Annotated in this window: 15 protein-coding genes and 2 pseudogenes; 3 read left to right on the forward strand and 14 right to left on the reverse strand. The window is 38.5% G+C overall.

Going from position 1 to position 22,720, the window contains the following annotated elements; translation table 11 throughout:
- Nucleotides 1-114: 114 nt before the first annotated feature.
- The 11 genes and pseudogenes from udk to gyrA all read right to left on the reverse strand — a co-directional run bounded on the left by udk (nt 115) and on the right by gyrA (nt 12,281).
- Nucleotides 115-753 (reverse strand): uridine kinase, encoded by a 639-nt coding sequence (gene udk, locus HMPREF9957_RS05975; protein ID WP_001181376.1) that lies wholly within the window; start codon nt 751-753, stop codon nt 115-117.
- Nucleotides 754-861: 108 nt separating this feature from the next.
- Nucleotides 862-1,740, reverse strand: a complete 879-nt coding sequence (gene truB, locus HMPREF9957_RS05980) for a tRNA pseudouridine(55) synthase TruB (RefSeq protein WP_001013279.1) — start codon at nt 1,738-1,740, stop codon at nt 862-864.
- 19 nt (nt 1,741-1,759) lie between these two features.
- A pseudogene (locus HMPREF9957_RS05985) lies at nt 1,760-2,843 on the reverse strand (AAA family ATPase).
- Nucleotides 2,844-3,644, reverse strand: a complete 801-nt coding sequence (locus HMPREF9957_RS05990) for a hypothetical protein (protein ID WP_001288178.1) — start codon at nt 3,642-3,644, stop codon at nt 2,844-2,846.
- A gap of 9 nt (nt 3,645-3,653) precedes the next feature.
- Complete coding sequence (locus HMPREF9957_RS13545; RefSeq protein ID WP_025170694.1) at nt 3,654-4,700, reverse strand: hypothetical protein; 1,047 nt, start codon at nt 4,698-4,700, stop codon at nt 3,654-3,656.
- Complete coding sequence (locus HMPREF9957_RS13550; protein ID WP_004242295.1) at nt 4,648-5,331, reverse strand: hypothetical protein; 684 nt, start codon at nt 5,329-5,331, stop codon at nt 4,648-4,650. Before HMPREF9957_RS13550 ends, HMPREF9957_RS13545 begins: the two co-directional genes overlap by 53 nt.
- A 6-nt stretch (nt 5,332-5,337) precedes the next feature.
- Nucleotides 5,338-6,611 (reverse strand): annotated as a pseudogene (locus HMPREF9957_RS06005) (DUF2130 domain-containing protein).
- Nucleotides 6,612-6,706: 95 nt separating this feature from the next.
- Complete coding sequence (locus tag HMPREF9957_RS06010) at nt 6,707-7,987, reverse strand: O-acetylhomoserine aminocarboxypropyltransferase/cysteine synthase family protein (protein WP_000196329.1); 1,281 nt, start codon at nt 7,985-7,987, stop codon at nt 6,707-6,709.
- A gap of 146 nt (nt 7,988-8,133) precedes the next feature.
- A complete protein-coding gene (locus HMPREF9957_RS06015; protein ID WP_000254774.1) occupies nt 8,134-8,931 on the reverse strand; it encodes a formate/nitrite transporter family protein in 798 nt (265 codons plus the stop codon).
- Nucleotides 8,932-9,069: 138 nt separating this feature from the next.
- Complete coding sequence (srtA, locus tag HMPREF9957_RS06020; RefSeq protein ID WP_000078843.1) at nt 9,070-9,813, reverse strand: sortase SrtA; 744 nt, start codon at nt 9,811-9,813, stop codon at nt 9,070-9,072.
- A complete protein-coding gene (gyrA, locus tag HMPREF9957_RS06025) occupies nt 9,813-12,281 on the reverse strand; it encodes a DNA gyrase subunit A (RefSeq protein ID WP_001153006.1) in 2,469 nt (822 codons plus the stop codon). The genes srtA and gyrA overlap by 1 nt, the downstream gene beginning before the upstream one ends.
- A gap of 193 nt (nt 12,282-12,474) precedes the next feature.
- Here gyrA and HMPREF9957_RS06030 point away from each other — a divergent pair, with 193 nt between their 5' ends.
- Nucleotides 12,475-13,461, forward strand: a complete 987-nt coding sequence (locus tag HMPREF9957_RS06030) for an L-lactate dehydrogenase (protein ID WP_000204726.1) — start codon at nt 12,475-12,477, stop codon at nt 13,459-13,461.
- Between the two features lie 393 nt (nt 13,462-13,854).
- On the opposite strand, the gene pyk is transcribed toward HMPREF9957_RS06030, so the two are convergent.
- The 3 genes from pyk to HMPREF9957_RS06045 all read right to left on the reverse strand — a co-directional run bounded on the left by pyk (nt 13,855) and on the right by HMPREF9957_RS06045 (nt 19,607).
- On the reverse strand, nt 13,855-15,360 hold the full coding sequence (gene pyk, locus HMPREF9957_RS06035) for a pyruvate kinase (RefSeq protein WP_001042820.1): 1,506 nt from the start codon (nt 15,358-15,360) through the stop codon (nt 13,855-13,857).
- Nucleotides 15,361-15,416: 56 nt separating this feature from the next.
- Nucleotides 15,417-16,424: a 6-phosphofructokinase gene (gene pfkA / locus HMPREF9957_RS06040; RefSeq protein WP_000820862.1), complete on the reverse strand. Its 1,008-nt coding sequence runs from the start codon at nt 16,422-16,424 to the stop codon at nt 15,417-15,419.
- A gap of 81 nt (nt 16,425-16,505) precedes the next feature.
- On the reverse strand, nt 16,506-19,607 hold the full coding sequence (locus HMPREF9957_RS06045) for a DNA polymerase III subunit alpha (protein WP_000561491.1): 3,102 nt from the start codon (nt 19,605-19,607) through the stop codon (nt 16,506-16,508).
- A 344-nt stretch (nt 19,608-19,951) separates the two neighbouring features.
- Here HMPREF9957_RS06045 and HMPREF9957_RS06050 point away from each other — a divergent pair, with 344 nt between their 5' ends.
- Nucleotides 19,952-22,225 (forward strand): Xaa-Pro dipeptidyl-peptidase, encoded by a 2,274-nt coding sequence (locus tag HMPREF9957_RS06050; protein WP_001212062.1) that lies wholly within the window; start codon nt 19,952-19,954, stop codon nt 22,223-22,225.
- An 18-nt stretch (nt 22,226-22,243) separates the two neighbouring features.
- Complete coding sequence (locus HMPREF9957_RS06055) at nt 22,244-22,714, forward strand: arginine repressor (RefSeq protein ID WP_001043009.1); 471 nt, start codon at nt 22,244-22,246, stop codon at nt 22,712-22,714.
- Nucleotides 22,715-22,720 lie beyond the last annotated feature (6 nt).

Raw genomic sequence — 22,720 nt, forward strand, 5'->3', positions numbered from 1 at the left:
TCATTTTCTTGCTCTTTCATGGGTATTATTATACCAAAAATATGCCTAAAAATCTTCATTTATGTACCATTATGAGGGAAAAATAGAAAAAGGAGGCAAGGCCTCCACATCTGTTTATTTGCTATTTCGAGCTTCTTCCAAAATCTTTGCAATCTTGGTCGTCAAAAGGTCAATAGCAACGGTATTGCTGACTCCCTCAGGAATGACGATATCAGCATAACGCTTAGTTGGCTCGATAAACTGGTGGTACATTGGTTTAACCACACCTAAGTACTGGTCAATAACGCTATCAAGGCTACGGCCACGCTCCTCCATATCACGCTTGATCCGACGAATAATGCGCACATCATCATCCGTATCCACAAAAATCTTGATATCCATCAAATCGCGCAGGCGCTTGTCCTCCAAGACCAAAATCCCCTCAACGATAAAGACATCTTGAGGCTCCTGACGATAGGTCTTGCTACTCCGTGTATGTTCTGTATAGTCATAAGTCGGGATGTCCACCGGACGCCCTGCCAACAATTCCTTAATCTGCTCGATCATCAAGTCTGTATCAAAGGCAAAAGGATGGTCGTAGTTGGTTTTGACACGCTCTTCAAAGGTCAAATGAGACTGATCCTTGTAGTATGAATCATGCTCAATCATGGAAATCTTTTCATCAGGAAAATGCGATAAAATGGCTCTTGAAACACTAGTCTTACCACCACCAGAACCACCTGTCACTCCGATAATGATTGGTCTATTTTGCATGCTATCCTCCGTTTTTTTATCCTCGTCTATTCTATCACATTTTTTGCAAAATTTATAGTCTGATTTGGATAGTCTAGGGGAAACAACACTCCCTACACCTCAGTTAGACTAGATAAAAACCTTCCTTGGCTTGTATAGATTGTCCCGTTTCTCTAGAATGGCTAACAATTTATCTCCTTCAAAAGCAGCCAATTCCTTATCCGACTGTTCTAGCTCGATAAAACGACCAAAACGCACTTCTGTAGCCTCTTCTTGAGTTAGAAAAACTTTGACAAGGTCGCCTGTCCCAATCTCGAGCGGATATAGAAAATCGACTTGTCTTCTTTCAACTTTTTCAGCAATTTCTTCCAAGGTAAGGGCATCTTCTAATTGTAAGCCAGCAGCACTTGTTCGTGTCAGGTGAGACATATGAGCCGCATAGCCCAGCTTCTCTCCCAAGTCAACCGACAAGGTACGGATATAAGTCCCTTTACTGCATTTCACACGAAAAGTAAAACGTGCAAGATGACCCTCATAAGAAATCTGACTTGTCCGCTCAAATTGATAAATGGTCACCTGACGCTCTGGACGCTCCACTTCTTGGCCAGCACGCGCATACTCATAAAGCTTACGACCATTGACCTTGACAGCCGAATACACAGGTGGAATCTGAGTAATAGACCCAGTCAAACTAGCGATTGCTTTATCGACAATGGTTTCATCCAAGGGCGACAGAACGGGTGTCTCAGCGACCACTTCCCCACTAGCATCCTCTGTCGTCGTGGAATAGCCGAGAGTGATTTCCCCCTCATAGACCTTGCCCTCATCCTGCATAAACTCGACCATGCGGGTCGCCTTGCCAACCGCAATAGGCAAAACACCCACTACATCCGGATCCAAGGTCCCACCATGACCAATTTTCTTGGTTCCCAAAATCTTACGCAGTTTAAAAACCGCATCATGCGAGGTCATCCCTGCTTCTTTTTTTAAGTTGATAATACCGTTCATTTTTGCTTTCTAATTTCATTCATGAAATATCTTCTTCAAGAATCGTAATGTAATTATCTTTTGTAACAAAAGATAGTGTGGCTAATCTTATTGCTTGGTTCATAATTATCCTGTCAAATACATTTCTTACAAATCGCCCATTTGCATTTTTATTTTCAGGATTGCTACTATGTAATTCTAAATATTTTTTAATTTTCTTTTGCAGAATCATGCAAAATGTACTCTTCATTTTTGCAATATGAAAGAAAAATATCAAACATTTGCTCCACAGTATAATCTTCAAACGTAATAAAATAATTAAATCTTGATTTTAACCCAGGATTAGATTCAAAAAATTTTTTCATCAATTCATCATATCCAGCAACAATAACCACCAAATCATCACGATAGTCTTCTAATGCTTTTGTTAACTCAGTTAAACACTCTCGACCATAACTATCACTTTTATCGTTTTCAGTAATACTATATGCTTCATCAATAAACAATACACCACCTTTAGCTTTTTGTATCAATCTCTTCACTTTCGAAGCCGTCTGTCCTTGATATTCTGCTATTAAGTCTGTTCTACTTGCTTCTATAAAGTGACCTTTACTTAGTATTCCTAATGAACGATACATATTCCCAACGATTCTAGCCACAGTAGTTTTACCGGTACCTGGATTACCTAAAAACGCCATATGCATAGTTCTATTTGTTTTTTTAAGACCGATTTTTTCTCTACTTTGTTGAACTTTATTAAACGCTACTAAATCTTTAATTTCTTTCTTAACATTTTCTAAACCTATTAGTGACTTTAAATCATTTGCTAGTTCTTCAAATGATTTATGATTTGTTTCTTTCAAAATCAAATAATTTGTATCAATAACTCTAGAACCAAGATATTTATACAATAATTCCAATATGCTAGTTTGCTTATTTTTGATTTTTAAGAATGTCTCTTTACTTGTCAAATTTCCTAATCGTTTTATAAATTCTAACTCAGCATTTTTAATATTATCAACTATATCTTGAAGAATTATTTCTAATTCATAAGTATTTTTTGTTAAATCATCCAGTTTTTTCACTTCCGATTTTAACAATTTTAAATAAGTTTCACTAATCATCTACATTCCTTTAAACAATAGAAATAATACTATTATAACAACAGCGACTCCAATAGTATAGAATCCTTTTATAAGGAAACTAATCTCTTTTTGTTTTTCCTCTAGTTCAGTTTGAAATTTCTCGACAATTAAAGTAAGATTTTTACCCTCCTCTATTAATCGAACATTCATCTTGTCTACATCGTTTTTAAGATTATTTTGTGTTTCTTCAACTTGTAAATGCAAATCGTTAAAACTATTTTCTATTTTCACTAATGATTTTAGCTTCGCTTTTAAACTATCAATTTCAATTTGAATTTCACTTTGCTTATCTTCAAGTTGTTCTAACTCTTCTAATTTTTTATGATGTTTCTTCAATACATCAATTAAATCTTTATTCTGTTTAAAAACATCATCTAATAATTTTTTATTACCAGTTTGATATTCTTCTATCTCGTGCAATCCCTGTATAGCTTTATTATTTGCCTCTTTGGCTGCAATCAAAGACTTTGAAATGCTTTGAATATACTCATCATCCAATATTTGAAATGTTTCGTAAATGGTATTAAATTCCTGAATAATTTTTTTAATATGTTCATTTTGATTAAAAATCTTGTTATGAACAGCTTCTCTAAGTGCATTTAAATCTTTTCCCTTGACTCCATAGTCCACAGAAAACAAATTCAATATATTCTCTTCATCTGGAACAGTAGGTAAATCAAATTGTTCAGGAATCTCTTCACTAAAGGCTTTTAATGCTTGTTTTTTTTCATTAAATCTTTCAGAATTGGCTAAAACTTGAATTTCTAATTCTTCTGACATAACATTCTCCTATAATAAATCATTTAATGTACTTTGCATTTCTTCAAGTTCTCTTTGTTTTTCATCAAAATAAATTTCATTAGCTAATAATCGCTGTTTGAAATCAATATTTGAATTAGAAAACTCTTCTTCAACATCACCAAGTAGTTCTCTTAGTTTTTGATGGTTCTTAGCCATCTTACTAAAAATGTGGTTTCGTTTAATAGCAACATTTTGCTCGGCAACAAAAATTTGGACTTCCTGAATTCTTAACAATTCATTTCTCTTATCAGCTTGTTGCCTTTTATTCTCATCTTGTAGTTTCCTTGAAATAAAGCCATCAAGTCCGTTAATGATAATTGCTCCCAAGATTCCAGTTAGTAAACTTGCTAAGAACATCCCTAAAATATTAGCAATTGTTCCTAGAAGTTTTATTTCAAAAGTCATACCTGGTATCTTATTTAAGAACTGTTCAAAATATTCTCCTAAAAACATTGCGCCTACACCTACTAATGCGGATGTAATAATTTTTGAAATATGGGCAATTTTAATTGCAGTAGAATGAGATTCATTCTCAGGGTTTGATAGATAAGAGATACTTTCTCTAATTGAACCAAATAATTGTTTTACCAAATTTGGTAACTTTCTTAGTTTTTCAGCGAAAGCACCAATAATTTCTCCTACGATGCTTCCAACAAAACTATCTACACCCACTTTAATAAAATCTTTGATTTTACCAAAAAATGAATGAAGAGCTTTTTTCATTTCCTTAAGAAATGCATCAAAAGATTGTTTTTTTGATTTAAAATATCTCACTAAAGCATTCATAATCTCTTTCAACATTCCAAATAAAGCTGCAACAAACATTGCTTTAACAGCTTCTTTACCAGCTTTATTGGCCATTCTGACAGAAGCTTTCTTTGCAATATCCTTATTAATAGCTTTCTTCGCTGTTTTTTCAGATTTGAGCATTTTCTTCGAATCAGCTGCTAATTTATCATTTAATCTTTTATTATTTTCAGCTTTAAGATTTCGCTTTTCGGCATCTGAGATATTTTTTCTTATCAATTTTCTCATTGGCTCTTTGAACTTGATCCTTAAGTTTTTTTTCTCTCGCTTCTCTATTCTTTATATAGTCACTATTGGATGTTGCTCCTTTACTTTTATTAAGTGATTCGTTTGTTGCAGCAAAATTTTCTGATTTATTTGCTAAATCAACAGTCTCTATATCAGCAATTTTCCTCCATGGATTTTCAAAAATCTGTTTTCGCGGTACGACGTGATCCAGATTAACCTTTTCATTAATTTTCAAAGTTTTACCAGTATACTCATCTTTTAGGGTTCCAGATCTTAGCTTATCTTTCATATTATTTTTTGCATCTTTGAATCTTTTATCTTCTAAAATACTTTTACCTATTACTTTAGTATATTCTTTTGGTTTATCTATATTATCATTATACTGCTTGAGAAGAGTATCACTTGTCATATCTAAACCAATTTGATTCCCGAATTGATTCCAAATTTCATCTAAAATAACTTCACTTAACTTATCAGGTGATCCTATTTCTTTAAACTCTGTTTGTAACGATTCAAGATTAGAAAATTCCATCTTAAATTGTTGCTCAAGTATTTCTTCCAATTCATCGTAATTTAAGTTTTGTAATTCATCTACTTCTTCAGTATTCAATACTAATAATTCATTTTCCACTGCTTTCTACTCCCCCTTCAATGCTTCAAACTTAGCCTTCATGGTTGGATTTTTTCGAGTTAGTTTTTTTACTGAAACATCTTCCAATTTATTGTTTGCAAGGCGGAGTTGGTTTTCAGATGTTGTTAGGAACTTTTTAACCTCTTCCATGCGTTTGATGGCCTTGTCGATTTCATCGATTGCCTTACCAAAGTTGGTAGAAGCTGAATTATAGTTCTTGGCAAAAGCTAGCTTAAAGGCATCCAAGTCTTCCTCAAAATGTGTAATATCAATATTTTGCTCGCGAACCAAGGCCAACTCCTGCTTGTATTTTAGGGAATTTAGCGCCGCATTACGTAAGAGACCAATCAACTGGATAAAGAATTGAGGACGAACCACATACATCTTTTCATACTCGTGGCTGACGTCTACAATCCCTGTATTAAAGTAGTCATTATCAGCCTCAAGCATGGTCACCAAAACAGCATATTCGCAGTTCTTCTCCCGACGGTCCTTGTCCAATTCCTTATAAAAATCTGCATTCTTGTGCTTCTTCTCTGTTCCATCTGCTTCATTTTTCATCTCAAACATGATAGAAATGATTTCAACCCCATTTTCATCACATTCACGGAAGATAAAGTCCCCCTTAGACCCACGCGCGGAGACCTTGTTATCCTTCTCAAAGTAGGCATTTGGAAAGGCAAAACTACGGACCTTGTTAAACTCACTCTCTGCATACTGTTCCAGACTTTCCCCGATAGCTTTTGTAGACTGCTGTGCCTTGAAATTCTTATAAAATTCGACTTGTTCACTGGCTGCTTTGAGCTGGGCTTCGTAGTTTTGTTTAACAGAAGCAAGAGAGAGTTCGTTTTCTTTTTCTTGTAAAAGAAGCTGATTTTTGACCTTGTCTCGTTCTTTTTCTAGGTCAGAGAGGGTCTTCTGTAGTTGATTTTCATGCTCCAAACGCAAGGTCGCCAGTTTTTTTCCAAGGCCTGTACTTCCTTGTCCTTTGCTAATAAAGCCTGATGGCTTGTCTGTTCAACCTCTTTCTTGGCCAATTCTTTTTCTGTATCAAAATTTTGAATTTGACTCTGCAATTGCGCAATTTCTTGGTCTTTTTGAGCCAGTTTAGACTGTTGTTCATTCATGGCCTTTTGCTCAGCCAAGGCCAGTTCCTGCTTCATCCGGTCGTGCAATTCCTTATCAAACTCTGCCGTTCTCACTTGGGACAGAAGTTCAGCATACTGACTCTCATTTACTGTAAAGACTTCCCCACAGTTGGGACATTTGATTTCGTTCATATCGTTCCTCTTTCTAGACTTCTTTATCCATTATATCATGCCTGAGGGAAAATCAAAAACAGTGAGTCAAAACCCACTGTTTATCTTCTTTTACTTTAAATTTTTTCCAAAGCCAAGCGCAAGTCTTCAATCAAATCATCTACATTTTCAAGTCCGATTGACAAACGAATTTGGTTTGGTGTGACACCTGCTGCTTCTAGGTCTTTTTCTGACAATTGACCGTGAGTGGTTGTTGCTGGATGGACAACAAGCGATTTGGCATCTGCAACATTCGCAAGGTCAGAGAAGATTTCCAAATTATCAATTACCTTGCGTGCTTCAGCCTCCCCACCTTTGACATGGAAGGTAAAGATCGAACCCACACCTTTTGGAAAGTATTTCTCAGCTAAGGCATGGTAAGGACTATCTGCAAGTTTTGGATAATTTACCTTTTCTACCTTAGGATGGTTGACAAGGAAATCAACAATTTTCTCAGCATTTTGTACATGACGTTCGACACGAAGAGAAAGGGTTTCCAGTCCTTGAAGCAAGAGGAATGCATTGAATGGTGACAAGGCTGCACCTGTATCACGAAGCAATTGGACACGGACAGCGATAATAAAGGCTGCTGCACCCACATCACGAGTATAGCTCAAGTTGTGATAACTTGGATCCTCGTCAACAAATTGAGGGAATTTTCCTGAAGCCGCCCAGTCAAAACGCCCGCTATCGACAATCACTCCTCCAATAGTTGTACCATGCCCACCGATAAACTTAGTCGCAGAGTGAATGGCAATATCTACACCGTGAGAAAAAACGTTAATCAAATAAGGTGTAGCAAATGTATTGTCAGAAACAAGTGGAATCTGATGCTTATGAGCAATCTCTGCCAATTTTTCCAAATCTGGAATATTAATCAAGGGGTTACCCAAGGTTTCAATCAGAACAAGCTTGGTATTGTCATTAATAGCTGCTTCTACTTCCTCCAAATTATCCACGTCCACAAAGGTTGTTGTGATTCCATAACGAGGAAGGGTTTCTTTCAAAAGATTGAAGGTTCCACCGTAAATAGTCGAAGCAGCCACTACATGGTCACCAGCATGGGCAAGTGCCAAAATCGTATAAGTCACTGCTGCCATACCTGATGCTGTTGCAAGAGCTCCAACACCACCTTCCAGAGTAGCAATTCTTTCTTCAAAAGCAGCTGTTGTAGGATTGGTGATACGAGTATAAATGTTCCCTGGTTTTCTCAAGGCAAACAAATCGGCACCCTCCTGCGTATCATCAAAAACAAAGGATGTTGTCTGATAAATCGGCACTGCACGAGACTTAGTTGCTGGATCCACAACTTGACCAGCATGTAGTTGTAGAGTTTCAAATTTAAAATCACGAGTCATAAGGCGACCTCCATATAGTTTCATTAAGGATATTCTAGCACTATCGACCTATCTTGACTAATACCTCTTTTTTATATTTTGATATAAGGAGTGGCTATTACTTCTTACAAAATCGAAAAAAGCACGACTCAATCGTGCTCATTTTCTTAATCTACATAAGTATCTTCATTTTTATTGAGGAAGGCATATGGAAGACCCATCAAGAGGCCTCCACCAATCAAGTTTCCAACGAAGGTTACGCCCCAGTGACGAAGCATATTTCCAACACTGAAGTTAGCAATTGAATCAGCAGCAACACTGAATTTCACAATCGCGAAAGAAGCAAAGTTTGCGGCAATGTGCTCGTTTGTTAAGAATACAAACATGTAAATAGCTGATAAAACAAGCCAAAGTTTGGCACCACCATCTTTGACCAAAACAAATGACAGAATCGCAATATTTACGAAAATATTTGCCAAAATCGCCTCAAGCAAGATTAATTCATTTGAACGGCCTAACTTCATCTCAACAACCCCTGAAATAAAGCTATCGTGAGTCAGATGTGCATAGGCTGCTGAGTGGGCAAAGCCCCAACCGGCTATTAGAGCTCCAATAAGGTTGAACAAGGTACAGTATAATAAAATCTCAGCTGTTTTTCTCCAAGAAATTTTTTTCAAGAAACTACCTGCAGTCAAGAACATCATGTTTGATGTTACCAACTCGGCATTCAAGAAAACAATGTAGGCCAATCCCCAAGCAAAGACAAAGGGGAAGAGGAAACGTCCACTACCTGGTGCGATTTTATTAATCAAGTCAGCCCCAACTGCACCTGCAGCAGTACTGAAGGTTAAAAATGCACCTGCGAACATAGAACGAATCGCATACTTAAATTTGCTTTGGCTATAAAGACTTTCTTTCTTCTTGCAAGCAAATTCAATCTTTGAGATAAATTCTGAAGAAACCATAATAAACTCCTAAAAATTTTTACCTGATAATTATATCACAAACGTTAAAATTAAGGAAGCGTTTTCTGTATTTCATAAAAGTTTATTCTTATGAAAAGCTTAAAAAATCAGTGAAATCCAGGATTTCACTGATTTGTATTAATAAAATTGTCTATATGGTTGATTGAAAGCTGTTAAGATTTCATCAGATGTTTGTGAATATTCTTTTGTTTCTTTCAAATCGCCTTTTACAATAATACGTTCTGTAGCAGCAAGGTCTTCACAGGTTACTAATGTAATCTCATTTACCCCATCTCTATCATCAACTTCATCAACACGATCCGGTGTAACACGTTTGACTTCACGTATTTCATAAGTATAAACTTTATTTTTATCGGTTAGATAAATCTTCATACCATTTTTAGCGTTATCTAAAGGAGAAAATAGCATTTTATTAGCATTATTGACACCAAAAATATGATGACTAGCTAGACTATAATTTCCTTTCCCCATCACTTGATCGCGTTTCATCGTACCAGCACCATAGAAGAGATTGACATTATCAAGCCCTTTAAAAATTGGTAGATTCATTTCTAATTCAGGGACTGCAATTCCGCCTATAACTGGTAATTTTTGAGCATCCCATTGAGAAGCTAGAACCGCTTCAGAAGAGATAGCATTGACAGAATCAAAATCAAAATTTCCTTCTGTATCCTGATTTTCTTCTATTTTTTCTTTTGATACCTGACTTACTTGGTACTTATTGGTATTCCAAACTATGAAAATATCACGAATTTTAGCATTAAAAATCAAAGCAATTGATAATAGTATCAGAAATCCTGCTAGAATATTTGTCAGTAGATTTTTTCGTTTGTTTTTCTTCTTATTATTTTTTTGAGACATTATGCTTCACCTTCTGTTTCATTTTCTGTCCCAACTTCTTCTTTTTCTGCCGCTGCAACCGTAGTAAAGGTTACAATTTTAGCATCTTGGTCCAGACGCATTACTTTAACTCCCATAGTTGAGCGTCCTGTTTGTGAAATATTGGCAACATTGGTTCGAATCATGACACCTGTATCAGTGATAATCATCAAGTCTTCATCACCTTTCACAGTCAAGAGACCTGATAGAGGACCATTTTTCTCAGCCACATTAGCCGTCTTCATTCCTTTACCACCACGACCTTTTGTTGGATATTCAGTCGCGACTGTACGCTTACCATATCCTTTTTCAGTAATGATAAGAACCTCATCTTGATCAGTAATCACACTAGCACCAACTACTGTGTCTCCCTCACGGAGATTCACACCTTTCACACCTGTGGCGATACGACTCATGCCACGAACGGCTGATTGATTAAAACGAACTGCATAACCAAACTTGGTACCAATAATAATATCCGTATCTTCTTCCGTCAACAAGACATTAATTAGCTCATCTTCATCTTTAAGATTCAGTGCTTTAAGTCCATTTTGACGAATGTTAGCAAATTCCTTAACACTCGTTCTCTTCACAATACCATGACGGGTTGTAAAGAAGAGATAAGCATCATCACTGCGTTCAGACTCAACATTGATAATAGTCTGAATACTTTCACCTTCATCCAATTTCAAGAGATTGACTACTGGTAGACCTTTGGCCGTCCGACCATACTCAGGAATTTCATAACCTTTCAGGCGATAGACACGTCCTTTATTTGTAAAGAAGAGCAAGTGATCATGGGTGCTAGTTGACACTAACTCACGGACAAAATCGTCATCCTTAACGCCTGTTCCTTGAACACCACGACCCCCACGTTTTTGAGCAGTAAACTCAGCTTGATCCAGACGTTTAATGTATCCCTTGTTAGAAAGCGTAATCAAGACATCCGATTCTTCAATCAAGTCCTCATCTTCAAGACTCAAGACTTCACCGACCATCAACTCTGTACGACGTTGGTCGCCAAACTTACGCTTAACTTCGTCCAATTCTTCTTTGATGATTTGAGAAACACGTTCTGGTTTAGCAAGAATATCCGCCAAATCCGCAATCAGAGCCAAGAGGTCATCATACTCAGACTGAATCTTATCACGTTCTAATCCCGTCAAACGGCGAAGACGCATGTCTAGGATGGCCTGACTTTGACGTTCAGAAAGCTTAAATTTACTCATCAACTCAGCTTGTGCTTCCGCATCCGTTTCACTAGCACGGATGATACGAATCACTTCGTCGATATGGTCTAGCGCAATCAAGAGACCTTCTAAGATATGAGCGCGCGCTTCCGCTTTTTCCTTATCAAAACGTGTACGACGAACAACTACTTCTTTTTGGTGCTCGATATAAGCGTCCAAAATCTGACGAAGGGATAAAATCTTCGGTACACCATTTTGGATAGCAAGCATATTGAAACCAAAGTTGGTTTGCATCTGGGTCATCTTAAAGAGGTTATTGAGGATAACATTGGCTGAGGCATCGCGCTTGACTTCAATAACAAATCGAACACCTTCACGGTTTGACTCATCACGTACTGCTGTGATGCCCTCAATCCGTTTTTCCTGAACCAAACGAACAATATGCTCATGTACCTTTGTTTTGTTGACCATATAAGGAAATTCTGTTACAACAATGCGCTCACGGCCAGTCTTAGTTTCTTCGATTTCAGTACGAGAACGAAGAACAATAGAACCTTTACCTGTTTCATAAGCCTTATGAATGCCTGATTTCCCCATGACAAGGGCACCTGTTGGAAAATCTGGACCAGGCAAGACTTCCATCAAGTCCTTGGTAGTCACTTCAGGATTGTCCATGACCAACTTCACTGCATCAATGGTTTCACCCAGATTATGAGGGGGAATATTGGTCGCCATCCCAACGGCAATACCAGTTGCTCCATTGACCAAAAGGTTTGGAAAACGTGCAGGCAAGACCAAGGGTTCCCGTTCATTGGCATCATAGTTATCGACGAAATCAACCGTATTCTTATTGATATCTCGAAGCATTTCTAGAGCAATCTTGCTCATACGTGCCTCAGTGTAACGCTGAGCGGCAGCACCATCTCCATCCATGGAACCAAAGTTCCCATGACCATCTACAAGCATGTAACGGTAGCTCCACCATTGAGCCATGCGGACCATGGCTTCATAGATAGAGGAATCCCCGTGTGGGTGATATTTACCCATGACATCCCCTGTAATACGAGCAGATTTTTTATGAGGTTTGTCTGGAGTAACACCCAATTCATTCATTCCGTAGAGAATTCGACGGTGAACAGGTTTCAAGCCATCTCGAACATCAGGAAGAGCTCGGGCTACGATAACACTCATGGCGTAATCGATAAAGCTCGTCTTCATCTCCTTTGTCAGATTGACATTCACTAAATTTTTATCCTGCATTAATAAATGCCTCATTTCACAATTAGTAAGTAACAACATTATACCATAAATTCCCATCTATTTCAGCCTCTAAACCACTAAAACGTTTACATTGAGAACTATAAGGCATATTCGTGACAAAGTTTTTTAAAAGTGATAGAATGAAGTTGTCTGGGGAAAATCCCCTAATAAAATTAAGGAGATGTTTAGAACAATGACTTCAACTAAACAACACAAAAAAGTTATCCTTGTCGGAGATGGTGCTGTAGGTTCATCTTACGCTTTTGCACTGGTTAACCAAGGAATTGCACAAGAGCTTGGAATTATCGAAATTCCACAATTGCATGAAAAAGCTGTTGGTGACGCGCTTGACCTTAGTCACGCCCTTGCCTTCACTTCACCTAAAAAAATCTATGCAGCTCAATACTCTGACTGTGCAGACGCTGACCTTGTTGTGATCACTGCAGGTGCGCCTCAAAAACCAGGTGAAACTCGTCTTGACCTTGTAGGTAAAAACCTTGCTATCAACAAATCAATCGTAACTCAAGTTGTTGAATCAGGTTTCAAAGGTATCTTCCTTGTTGCTGCTAACCCAGTTGACGTTTTGACTTACTCAACTTGGAAATTCTCTGGTTTCCCTAAAGAACGCGTTATCGGTTCAGGTACTTCACTTGACTCAGCTCGTTTCCGTCAAGCACTTGCTGAAAAATTGGATGTAGATGCTCGTTCAGTTCACGCTTACATCATGGGTGAACACGGTGACTCTGAGTTCGCTGTTTGGTCACACGCAAACATCGCTGGTGTAAACCTTGAAGAATTCCTTAAAGACACTCAAAATGTTCAAGAAGCTGAATTGATTGAATTGTTCGAAGGTGTTCGTGATGCAGCCTACACAATCATCAACAAAAAAGGTGCAACATACTACGGTATCGCAGTAGCCCTTGCTCGTATCACTAAAGCAATCCTTGACGATGAAAATGCAGTACTTCCACTTTCAGTATTCCAAGAAGGTCAATACGGAGTTGAGAACGTCTTTATCGGTCAACCAGCTGTTGTTGGTGCACATGGTATCGTTCGTCCAGTAAATATCCCATTGAACGACGCAGAAACTCAAAAAATGCAAGCATCTGCTAAAGAATTGCAAGCTATCATTGACGAAGCATGGAAAAACCCAGAATTCCAAGCAGCTTCAAAAAACTAATTTAACTATAGACAACTCCTTGAATCATCAGGGAGTTGTTTTTTATCTATATTATAGTAGATTGAAATAAGATACGAACAAATTAACTTCTAGAAATGTTTTAGCAGTCACGGCGTACTATTCTAGCTACAATTCACTATAAGAACTAAACATTTTATGAAATTTTCGTTCAAAAAACAACATCCTTTTAAAAGCTATCATATCATAGCTTGGGTATGAAGACAAAAAGACTACCAATCAGATTTATACTCACATCACAAAAAGTATGGAACAAGCAACGATTTACTCTTTAGCTACAGTTGCATTAAATCAAAAGTAAAGCTTTGCTCATATACAAAAAAAGCCCATCATACAGGCTAGAAAGCTTGATATGATAGGCTATTTTTCTATTAATTAACGTACTGTACGGATACGCATTGTATTTGTACGAACAGCTTCTCCAAGTGGTACACCAGCTACGATAACGATATCGTCACCAGATTCTACAAGACCTGCTTCAACTGCTTTACGTTCAGCGATTTCGAACATATCGTCAGTTGAAGATGGAGCATCTGTCAACATTGGGATAACACCCCAGTTCAACATCAATCCACGTTCTGTCAATTCGTCGAATGTCAATGCCAAGATGTCAGCATTTGGACGGTATTTAGAGATCAAACGTGCAGTGTGACCTGTCTTAGTAAGAGTTACAACCAATTTAATGTCCATTGAGTTAGTAGCATCTTTAACAGCTGAAGCCATTACTTCTGTCTTAGAGTTACGTTCAAATGAATCTGAGTTCAAACGACCGTATTCGTTAAGAAGAGTTTGAGCGTTCTTGTCGATTGTAGCCATTGTAGTTACTGACTCAAGTGGGTATTTACCGTTTGCAGACTCACCTGAAAGCATTGTTGCGTCAGTTCCGTCGATAACAGCGTTAAATACGTCTGATACTTCTGAACGAGTTGCACGTGGTTTTTCAGTCATTGTTTCAAGCATGTTTGTTGCAGTGATAACAACTTTACCTGCAGCATTGACTTTAGTGATGATCATTTTTTGGTAAACTGGAACCATTTCGAATGGTACTTCGATACCCATGTCACCACGAGCGATCATGATACCATCAGCAGCTTCGATGATTTCATCCAAGTTATCGATACCTTGTTGGTTTTCGATTTTAGCGAACAATTGAACGTGTCCGTTTCCAGTTTCTTCACAGATTGCACGAACTTCGTTCACATCTTTTGCAGTACGTACGAATGAAATCGCGATGAAGTTGATACCTTGTTCAAGACCGAAACGGATATCGTCGTTATCGCGTTCAGCAAGAGCTGGGAAAGGAATTTTAGTGTTAGGAATGTTAACACCTTTTTGTTTAGCAATTACGCCATCATTTTCAACTTCAACTTCAAACTCACGAGTTGCGTCATCTTTAGCAACCACACGAAGACCAAGTTTACCATCGTCAACCAACACTTGACGACCAACTTCAACATCATCATAGATATCAAGAGCACCAGCAACGTTCAATGCAATCACTTCACGAGTTGATTTGATTCCTTGTTTAGTTGCAACACGGATTTTCTCACCAGTTTTGTATGAATACTCTTTAGCTTCACCTTCGAACAATTCTGTACGGATTTCTGGTCCTTTTGTATCAAGAAGGAAACCAACTTTTTTACCTGCAAGTTTTTCAGCAAGTTTAACAGTTGCCATACGCTCACCTTGTTCTTGGTGGTCACCGTGTGAGAAGTTGAAACGGAATGTGTTAGCACCAGCTTCAATCAATTTAGCAATGTTTTTAGCTGAAGCTTCAACATCAAGTTTTTCACCCCAGTATCCGTCCTCACCGAATTTTTTACCACCACGGATTTCTACCGCAGGACCCAAAGTTGCAACGATTTTTACACGTTTGTTCATGATTTTTGTGACTCCTTTATATATGACCTTTTTGGTCTTATTAACTAAATTGTAAATTATGACAAGCTCTTATTCAAGCTAGATAGCTCAATGTCGGCTTTGTGTGGGTTGTTAACCACAATCTTACCTTCTGCAGTAAGGCTAAACAATGCTCCTTCTTCTGCCGTACCAAGAATTGGATTTTCAACCATTTTTTCGTTACGGATACCAACCGCAACACCACCGATACCTTCTTTAAGAAGTTTAACAGCATGCGCACCCATACGTGACGCCAATACACGGTCACGCGCAGTTGGAGAACCACCACGTTGAATATGTCCAAGTTCTGTTACACGAAGGTCGCTTGTATCCCCAGCTTCTTTTAGTTTTTTACCAAATTCAGCTGCTGACATCACACCTTCTGCCAAGACAATGATATTGTGTTTTTTACCACACTCATAACCACATTTAATGCTTTCTACGATATCTTCAATCTTGAATCCTTCTTCAGGAATGATGATTTCATCAGCACCAGTTGCAATACCAGCCCAAAGAGCGATATCACCAGCGTTACGTCCCATAACTTCAATAACAAAAGTACGACGGTGACTTGATGATGTATCACGAATCTTATCGATAGCATCCATAGCAGTCGTAACCGCTGTGTCAAAACCGATTGTAAAGTCAGTACCAACGATATCGTTATCGATTGTACCTGGAAGACCGATAGCTGGGAAGCCATGTTCAGTCAAACGCATAGCGCCGTGGTAAGATCCGTCACCACCGATAACAACTACACCTTCAATTCCGTGTTTTTTCAATTGCTCAATCCCTTTAAGTTGCCCTTCAAGTTGAGCGAATTCTGGGTAACGAGCTGAGTGAAGGAAAGTACCACCACGTGAAATGATGTCTCCTACTGAAGCTGCATCTAGGGGATGAATTTCACCAGCAACCATACCAGCATATCCATCATAGATACCAAAAACTTCCATTCCTTCTGAAATTGCTTGACGAACAACTGCGCGGATAGCAGCGTTCATACCAGGGGCGTCTCCACCACTAGTCAAAACAGCAATACGTTTCATATTGGTTATGCTCCTTTTTCTTTTAACATTCTTATTGATTATACCACATTTGATTTTAAAATTCTTCTATTTTCCGTATTTTTAGCGATAAATCGTTTTCATAACGATTTCATTCAATTTCGCTTCTAATTCATTGGATTTAGCTACAAAATGATGAGGGGAAACGATTGTTTTCTGTTCTTCTTCATACCTGATAATGACTGGGATTGGGCCCTTATACTGGTCTAAAATACGTGAAATTTCTTGATCCGAATCATGATTTTTTACCTGTATCCAAAAGCGTTCAGCAACTGCTTCTCTTATTTCTTGTGCAATCATTTGCAGACGACCATCACGTGACTGGATTTTTCCTTTTATATAGTAGAAGGCTCCCTCTTTTACTTCCTGCCCAACCTGTCGATATAAGTCTGAAAAGAGAGTGACGTCCAATTTTTTCTTACTGTCATCTACCTGTAAAAAGGCCATGTTTTCGCCCTTTTTAGTACGAATTACTTTTATTTTCTGAACTTCAACCAAGATAATAGCATAGCTATTTTCTGACAAATTCCCAATTGGGGTAATCGGGTAAATAGCCTTACTTGCAATAGCTTGTAGGGGGTGTTTGCTGACACCTATCCCTAAAAGCTCTTGTTCCATATAGAATTTTTCTTGTTCCGTCCAATCTTCCGATTCCTGCCAGCTATAAATGGTACCCCCGAACAAACTTCCTAACTCTTTTACAAATTCAAATAGATTAACTAAATTATTGAATACTTTTTGACGATTTATTTCAAATGAATCGAAAAGACCAACTTTTACCAAAGGTTCTAGCAGAGGAAGTTTCAGATAATTCTCAGGTAATTTAGCTATAAAATCTTCAATGTTAGAATAGGGTCTGTTTTCAAGAATCCATAGAGCCAGATCATTGCTGACTCCCTTAATCGATTTCAATCCTAGATAGATAGCCTTATTGTCAATTTTATCGTGATAGGGAATGGTGTTGATGGACAGAGGTGCTACTTCAAAGCCTGCTTCGAGGGCATCAATTAAGTAATCACTGTTGGAAGAATTCAACATGACCTGATAAAAAATGGCTGGATAATGCGTTTTGAAATAAGCCAACTGGAAGGCCAAGGCTGAGTAGGCATAGGCGTGAGATCGATTAAAACCATAACCTGCAAACTTCTCCATGACATCAAAAACCTGCTCTGCTTTTTCCACAGTATGACCAGCTTCTAATGAACCTTGAATAAAGGAAGCCCTCATCTCATGCATGGCAGAGGCATCCTTTTTCCCCATAGCTCGGCGCAAAATATCGGCTTTCCCAAGACTAAATCCAGCAAAACGCTGGGCAACCTGCATAACCTGCTCCTGATAGAGCATAATTCCGTAGGTTGGAGCCAAAATATCCTCCAGTACTGGATCCAGAACAGTCACTTCTTCCTGCCCATGCTTTCTTGCCACAAAATTATTGATGTAGTCACTAGCACCTGGCCGATTTAGGGAAGTAGTTGCTACGACATCTTCAAAACAGACTGGCTGCACACGCTTGAGCAGGCGAATAGCTCCAGGTTGCTCAAATTGAAAGATACCTTTTGTATTACCAGAGGCAAAAAGAGCTAGCGTTTCTTTGTCTTCCAAATCTATTTCCTCAATTTTAAGGTGAATACCTTCTGTTTCAACAAGCAACTCTTGCATTTTCTGGACAAAGGTCAAATTTCTTAGTCCCAGAAAGTCCATCTTCAAAAGTCCGCTAGCCTCAACTCCATGAGCATCATACTGAGTCAGTGGAATTTCATCACCATGCTTTAGAGGGATGTAGTTGGTCAAATCTTGGTCACTAATCACAACACCAGCCGCATGGACAGAAGTTTGTCTTGGATAGCCCTCAATCTTGCAAGCAATTTCAAAGGCTTTTTGGTATTCTAACTTACTATTGATTTGCTGACGAAACTGGAGATTGCCCTCATAGGCCGACTTAAGATTGTCACGAAAACTAATTTTCTTGGTAATTGCAGATAATTCATACTCTGGCACACCAAAGCGCTTCAAGACATCTCGCAAAGCTTGTTTGGCACCAAAGGTTGAAAAAGTAACGATTTGAGCCGCATGTTTACTGCCGTATTTATTGCCAACATATCTGATAAAATCTGGACGATAAATATCAGGAATATCGATATCAATATCAGGCATGGTATAGCGTTCACGATTGAGAAAGCGTTCAAAAATCAGATTTTTCTCTACTGGGTCAATCCCTGTAATATCTAAGGCATAAGAAACCAAGCTACCAACTGCAGAACCCCGTCCCATACCCATATAATAACCATTCGAACGTCCAAAACGCAGCAAATCCCAAACAACCAAGAAATAATCGTCAAAGCCCATATCATGAATAACAGCCAATTCTTGGTCTAGACGGTCTTGATATTCTTTACTAGTCAATCCCTTCTGAGCAAGCCCAAGCTCAGCGCGTTCTCTCAACTCTTCTACTGCTGGTCTAGCTGGGTTAAAACGAGGCAGTTTCAGACTCGTATCCAAGTCGTAAGAAATGCCTGAAATCAGCTTTTCTAAATTGTCTAAGGCTTGAGGAAAACGTTCTTGGAATAATTTCTCTAAAGAACTTGCTGATATAAGGACATCTTGTCGTGAGCGCAAGGGAACTTCTCTGAGCGGTAGGTTTTCTTTAATCGCTGTTAAAACTTGAAGAACTTCTCTATCCCTGCTTTCAAAAGCGTTGACCCGATAAAGAGGCAAAATAGGATGATGAAATTCGCTTGTCAGTGTTTCTGGATAAACTCCAATATAGTAATCACAGCCTAGATTTAGCGACTCAATCTCTTCAAAATAAGGCACAATTACCGCAATATCCTCCAGGTACTGGGACAGGACTGACCAAGTTTTCTCCCCCTGCATCTTGGCTGTTGAAAGTTTCATCAACTGCTGATAACCCACACTAGATAGAGCTAAAAAACGCAGATTCACTTCCTGCTCATCCACTAAAAGAGTCATTTCAAGCCCTAATAAAGGATGAATGCCATATTTTTTTGTAACCTCTAGAAAGTCGAAAGCCCCATAAAGATTGTCAATATCCATCATAGCCAGATGAGTATAGCCATAGTCTTTTGCTGCTCTCACATACTTGGCTATCGAAATGACGCTCTCCATAAAACTATAGACTGTTTTTGTATCTAGTTGTGCGATCAATTTATACTTCTCCTCTATCCTTCTCACTATATTATACCATTTTCACCTATAAAAGGCTGCTCTTGAGAAAAATTTCATCAGCTTACTAATTTACTTTCTATTCATTTGTATTTTTGTCATCATTTTTATATTTATACTATATTATATACAAAATAGACAACATATAATATAACTCTTCTAGAATTTTTATATTATACCTATTATGTCTATTATTACACTGTTCTCTATATTGAATTTAGCACTTTATTCATTTTTATTGGATTATTTCCTTTTACAGTTAACAATTCCCTTTCTGCTTTTTTTTTGATATAATAACCTTAACTATCATTCTATATGGAGGTTCTATGCGTTTTAATCAATATAGTTATGTCACTTTCCCAAAAGAAAATATCTTATCTGAACTAAAAAAATGTGGCTTTAATTTACAAAACACAGCCAATCCCAAGGAATTACTGGAAACTTTTTTACGTCGCTTATTTTTTACTTATGAGAACACCGACTATCCACTCTCCTGCTTAGCTATAGATAAAGAAACTAACATATTAACTTTTTTTAAATCTGACAAAGACTTGACAGCAGCTATTTTTTATACTGTCGCCTTTCAACTTTTAGGCTTTTCTTATTTGATTGACTTCGAAGACAGTGAAGCTTTTCGTAAAGAGACTGGATTTCCTATTGTATACGGTGACTTGATTGAAAATCTCTATCAGTTACTCAATACTCGCACCAAAAAGGGGAATACCCTGATTGATCAGCTGGTAAGCGACGGTCTTATCCCTGAGGATAATGGCTATCACTACTTTAACGGCAAGAGTTTGGCTACTTTTTCTAGCCATGATGTCATTCGTGAAGTCGTTTACGTTGAGTCTCGTGTCGATACTGACCAAAAAGGCTTACCAGATCTAGTCAAGGTCAGCATTATTCGTCCTCGTTATGATGGACAAATCCCTGCTATCATGACAGCCAGCCCTTATCATCAGGGAACAAATGACAAGGCAAGCGATAAGGCTCTCTACAAGATGGAGGGCGAGCTTGAGGTTAAACCTGCTCATAAGATTGAACTAGAGGAACCTCAACTCAATCTCGTCCAACCTCAAGGCCAAGCTGAGCTTGTGTCAGAAGCTGAGGAAAAGCTAAGTCACATCAACTCTAGCTATACACTCAACGACTACTTCCTCCCACGAGGTTTTGCCAATCTCTATGTTTCAGGTGTTGGTACCAAAGACTCTACTGGTTTCATGACTAACGGAGACTATCAGCAAATCGAGGCTTATAAAAATGTCATCGATTGGCTTAATGGTCGTTGCCGTGCCTTCACTGACCACACGCGCCAACGTCAAGTCAAGGCTGACTGGTCAAACGGAAAAGTAGCTACAACTGGACTTTCTTATCTAGGTACCATGTCCAATGGGCTTGCGACTACAGGCGTCGATGGTTTAGAGGTTATCATTGCTGAGGCTGGCATTTCTTCATGGTACAACTACTACCGTGAAAACGGTCTGGTAACTAGTCCAGGCGGTTATCCCGGTGAGGACTTTGACTCCCTTGCTGAGTTAACCTATTCTCGTAATCTCTTGGCTGGCGACTATATCCGTGGCAATGAAGCTCACCAAGCTGACTTAGAAAAAGTGAAAGCTCAGCTAGACCGAAAAACTGGGGACTATAACCAGTTTTGGCATGACCGGAACTATCTACTCAATGCTGATAAAGTAAAGGCAGAGGTTGTCTTTACCCATGGTTCTCAGGATTGGAATGTTAAACCACTTCATGTTTACCAGATGTTCCACACTCTTCCTGCACATATCAACAAGCATCTCTTTTTCCATAATGGCGCCCATGTTTATATGAACAATTGGCAATCAATTGACTTCCGTGAATCCATGAATGCCTTATTGACTAAAAAATTACTGGGACAAGATACAGATTTTCAACTTCCTACTGTCATTTGGCAGGACAATACAGCCCCTCAGACTTGGTTATCACTTGATACCTTCGGTGAGCAAGAAAACTTCGAAACCTTCGCACTTGGTCAAGAAGAGCAAGCTATTCAAAACCAGTACCCAGATGAGGATTTTGAGCGCTATGGTAAGACCTACCAGACCTTCAATACAGAACTCTATCAAGGAAAAGCCAATCAGATTACTATTGACCTTCCTGTGACCAAAGATCTTCACTTGAACGGTCGACCTCAACTCAATCTTCGTATCAAATCCAGCACAAACAAGGGGCTCTTATCTGCTCAACTACTGGAACTTGGACAAAAGAAATACCTACAACCTTATCCAGCTGTTTTAAGTGCTAGAACCATTGATAATGGACGCTACCACATGTTGGAAAATCTCTGTGAACTGCCATTTAGAGCAGATGCACAACGAGTCGTGACAAAAGGCTACCTCAATTTACAAAATAGAAATGATTTACTGTTAGTAGAGGATATTACTGCAGATGAATGGATGGATGTACAATTTGAACTACAACCTACTATTTACAAGCTAAAAGAAGAAGATACTCTTCGTTTAGTCCTCTATACTACTGACTTTGAAATCACCATACGTGACAATACTGACTACCACCTGACTGTCGACCTCTCTCAGTCCACACTTACCATACCTCACTAAAAAAGGAGTTACATTATTATGAATAAATCTGAACACCGCCACCAACTCATACGCGCTCTTGTCGCAAAAAACAAGATTCATACACAGGCTGAATTGCAGTCCCTCCTGGCCGATAACGACATTCAAGTAACCCAGGCAACGCTCTCACGTGACATCAAAAATATGAACCTATCAAAAGTCCGCGAAGAGGATAACGCTTATTATGTTCTTAACAATGGTTCCATCTCAAAATGGGAAAAACGTCTCGAACTCTACATGGAAGACGCCCTTGTCTTGATGCGCCCAGTTCAACACCAAGTTCTACTAAAAACTCTTCCTGGACTGGCTCAATCCTTTGGTTCTATCATTGATGCTTTGAGCTTCCCTGACGCTATCGCTACTCTCTGTGGCGATGATGTCTGTCTCGTCATCTGCGAAGATGCAGAAGCTGCTCAAAAATGCTTTGAAGAATTGAAAAAATTCGCTCCACCATTTTTCTTTGAAGAATAACAAAAT

Origin of the sequence: Streptococcus mitis SK1080 (assembly GCF_000220085.1) — a bacterium.
Lineage (GTDB): Bacteria > Bacillota > Bacilli > Lactobacillales > Streptococcaceae > Streptococcus > Streptococcus mitis_K.

Bases quoted from the DNA above. Each gene is read 5' to 3' on its own strand.
- udk (WP_001181376.1), bottom strand. From the start codon at position 753: ATGCAAAATAGACCAATCATTATCGGAGTGACAGGTGGTTCTGGTGGT.
- truB (WP_001013279.1), bottom strand. From the start codon at position 1,740: ATGAACGGTATTATCAACTTAAAAAAAGAAGCAGGGATGACCTCGCAT.
- HMPREF9957_RS05990 (WP_001288178.1), bottom strand. From the start codon at position 3,644: ATGTCAGAAGAATTAGAAATTCAAGTTTTAGCCAATTCTGAAAGATTT.
- HMPREF9957_RS13545 (WP_025170694.1), bottom strand. From the start codon at position 4,700: ATGAGAAAATTGATAAGAAAAAATATCTCAGATGCCGAAAAGCGAAAT.
- HMPREF9957_RS06010 (WP_000196329.1), bottom strand. From the start codon at position 7,987: ATGACTCGTGATTTTAAATTTGAAACTCTACAACTACATGCTGGTCAA.
- HMPREF9957_RS06015 (WP_000254774.1), bottom strand. From the start codon at position 8,931: ATGGTTTCTTCAGAATTTATCTCAAAGATTGAATTTGCTTGCAAGAAG.
- srtA (WP_000078843.1), bottom strand. From the start codon at position 9,813: ATGTCTCAAAAAAATAATAAGAAGAAAAACAAACGAAAAAATCTACTG.
- gyrA (WP_001153006.1), bottom strand. From the start codon at position 12,281: ATGCAGGATAAAAATTTAGTGAATGTCAATCTGACAAAGGAGATGAAG.
- HMPREF9957_RS06030 (WP_000204726.1), top strand. From the start codon at position 12,475: ATGACTTCAACTAAACAACACAAAAAAGTTATCCTTGTCGGAGATGGT.
- pyk (WP_001042820.1), bottom strand. From the start codon at position 15,360: ATGAACAAACGTGTAAAAATCGTTGCAACTTTGGGTCCTGCGGTAGAA.
- pfkA (WP_000820862.1), bottom strand. From the start codon at position 16,424: ATGAAACGTATTGCTGTTTTGACTAGTGGTGGAGACGCCCCTGGTATG.
- HMPREF9957_RS06050 (WP_001212062.1), top strand. From the start codon at position 19,952: ATGCGTTTTAATCAATATAGTTATGTCACTTTCCCAAAAGAAAATATC.
- HMPREF9957_RS06055 (WP_001043009.1), top strand. From the start codon at position 22,244: ATGAATAAATCTGAACACCGCCACCAACTCATACGCGCTCTTGTCGCA.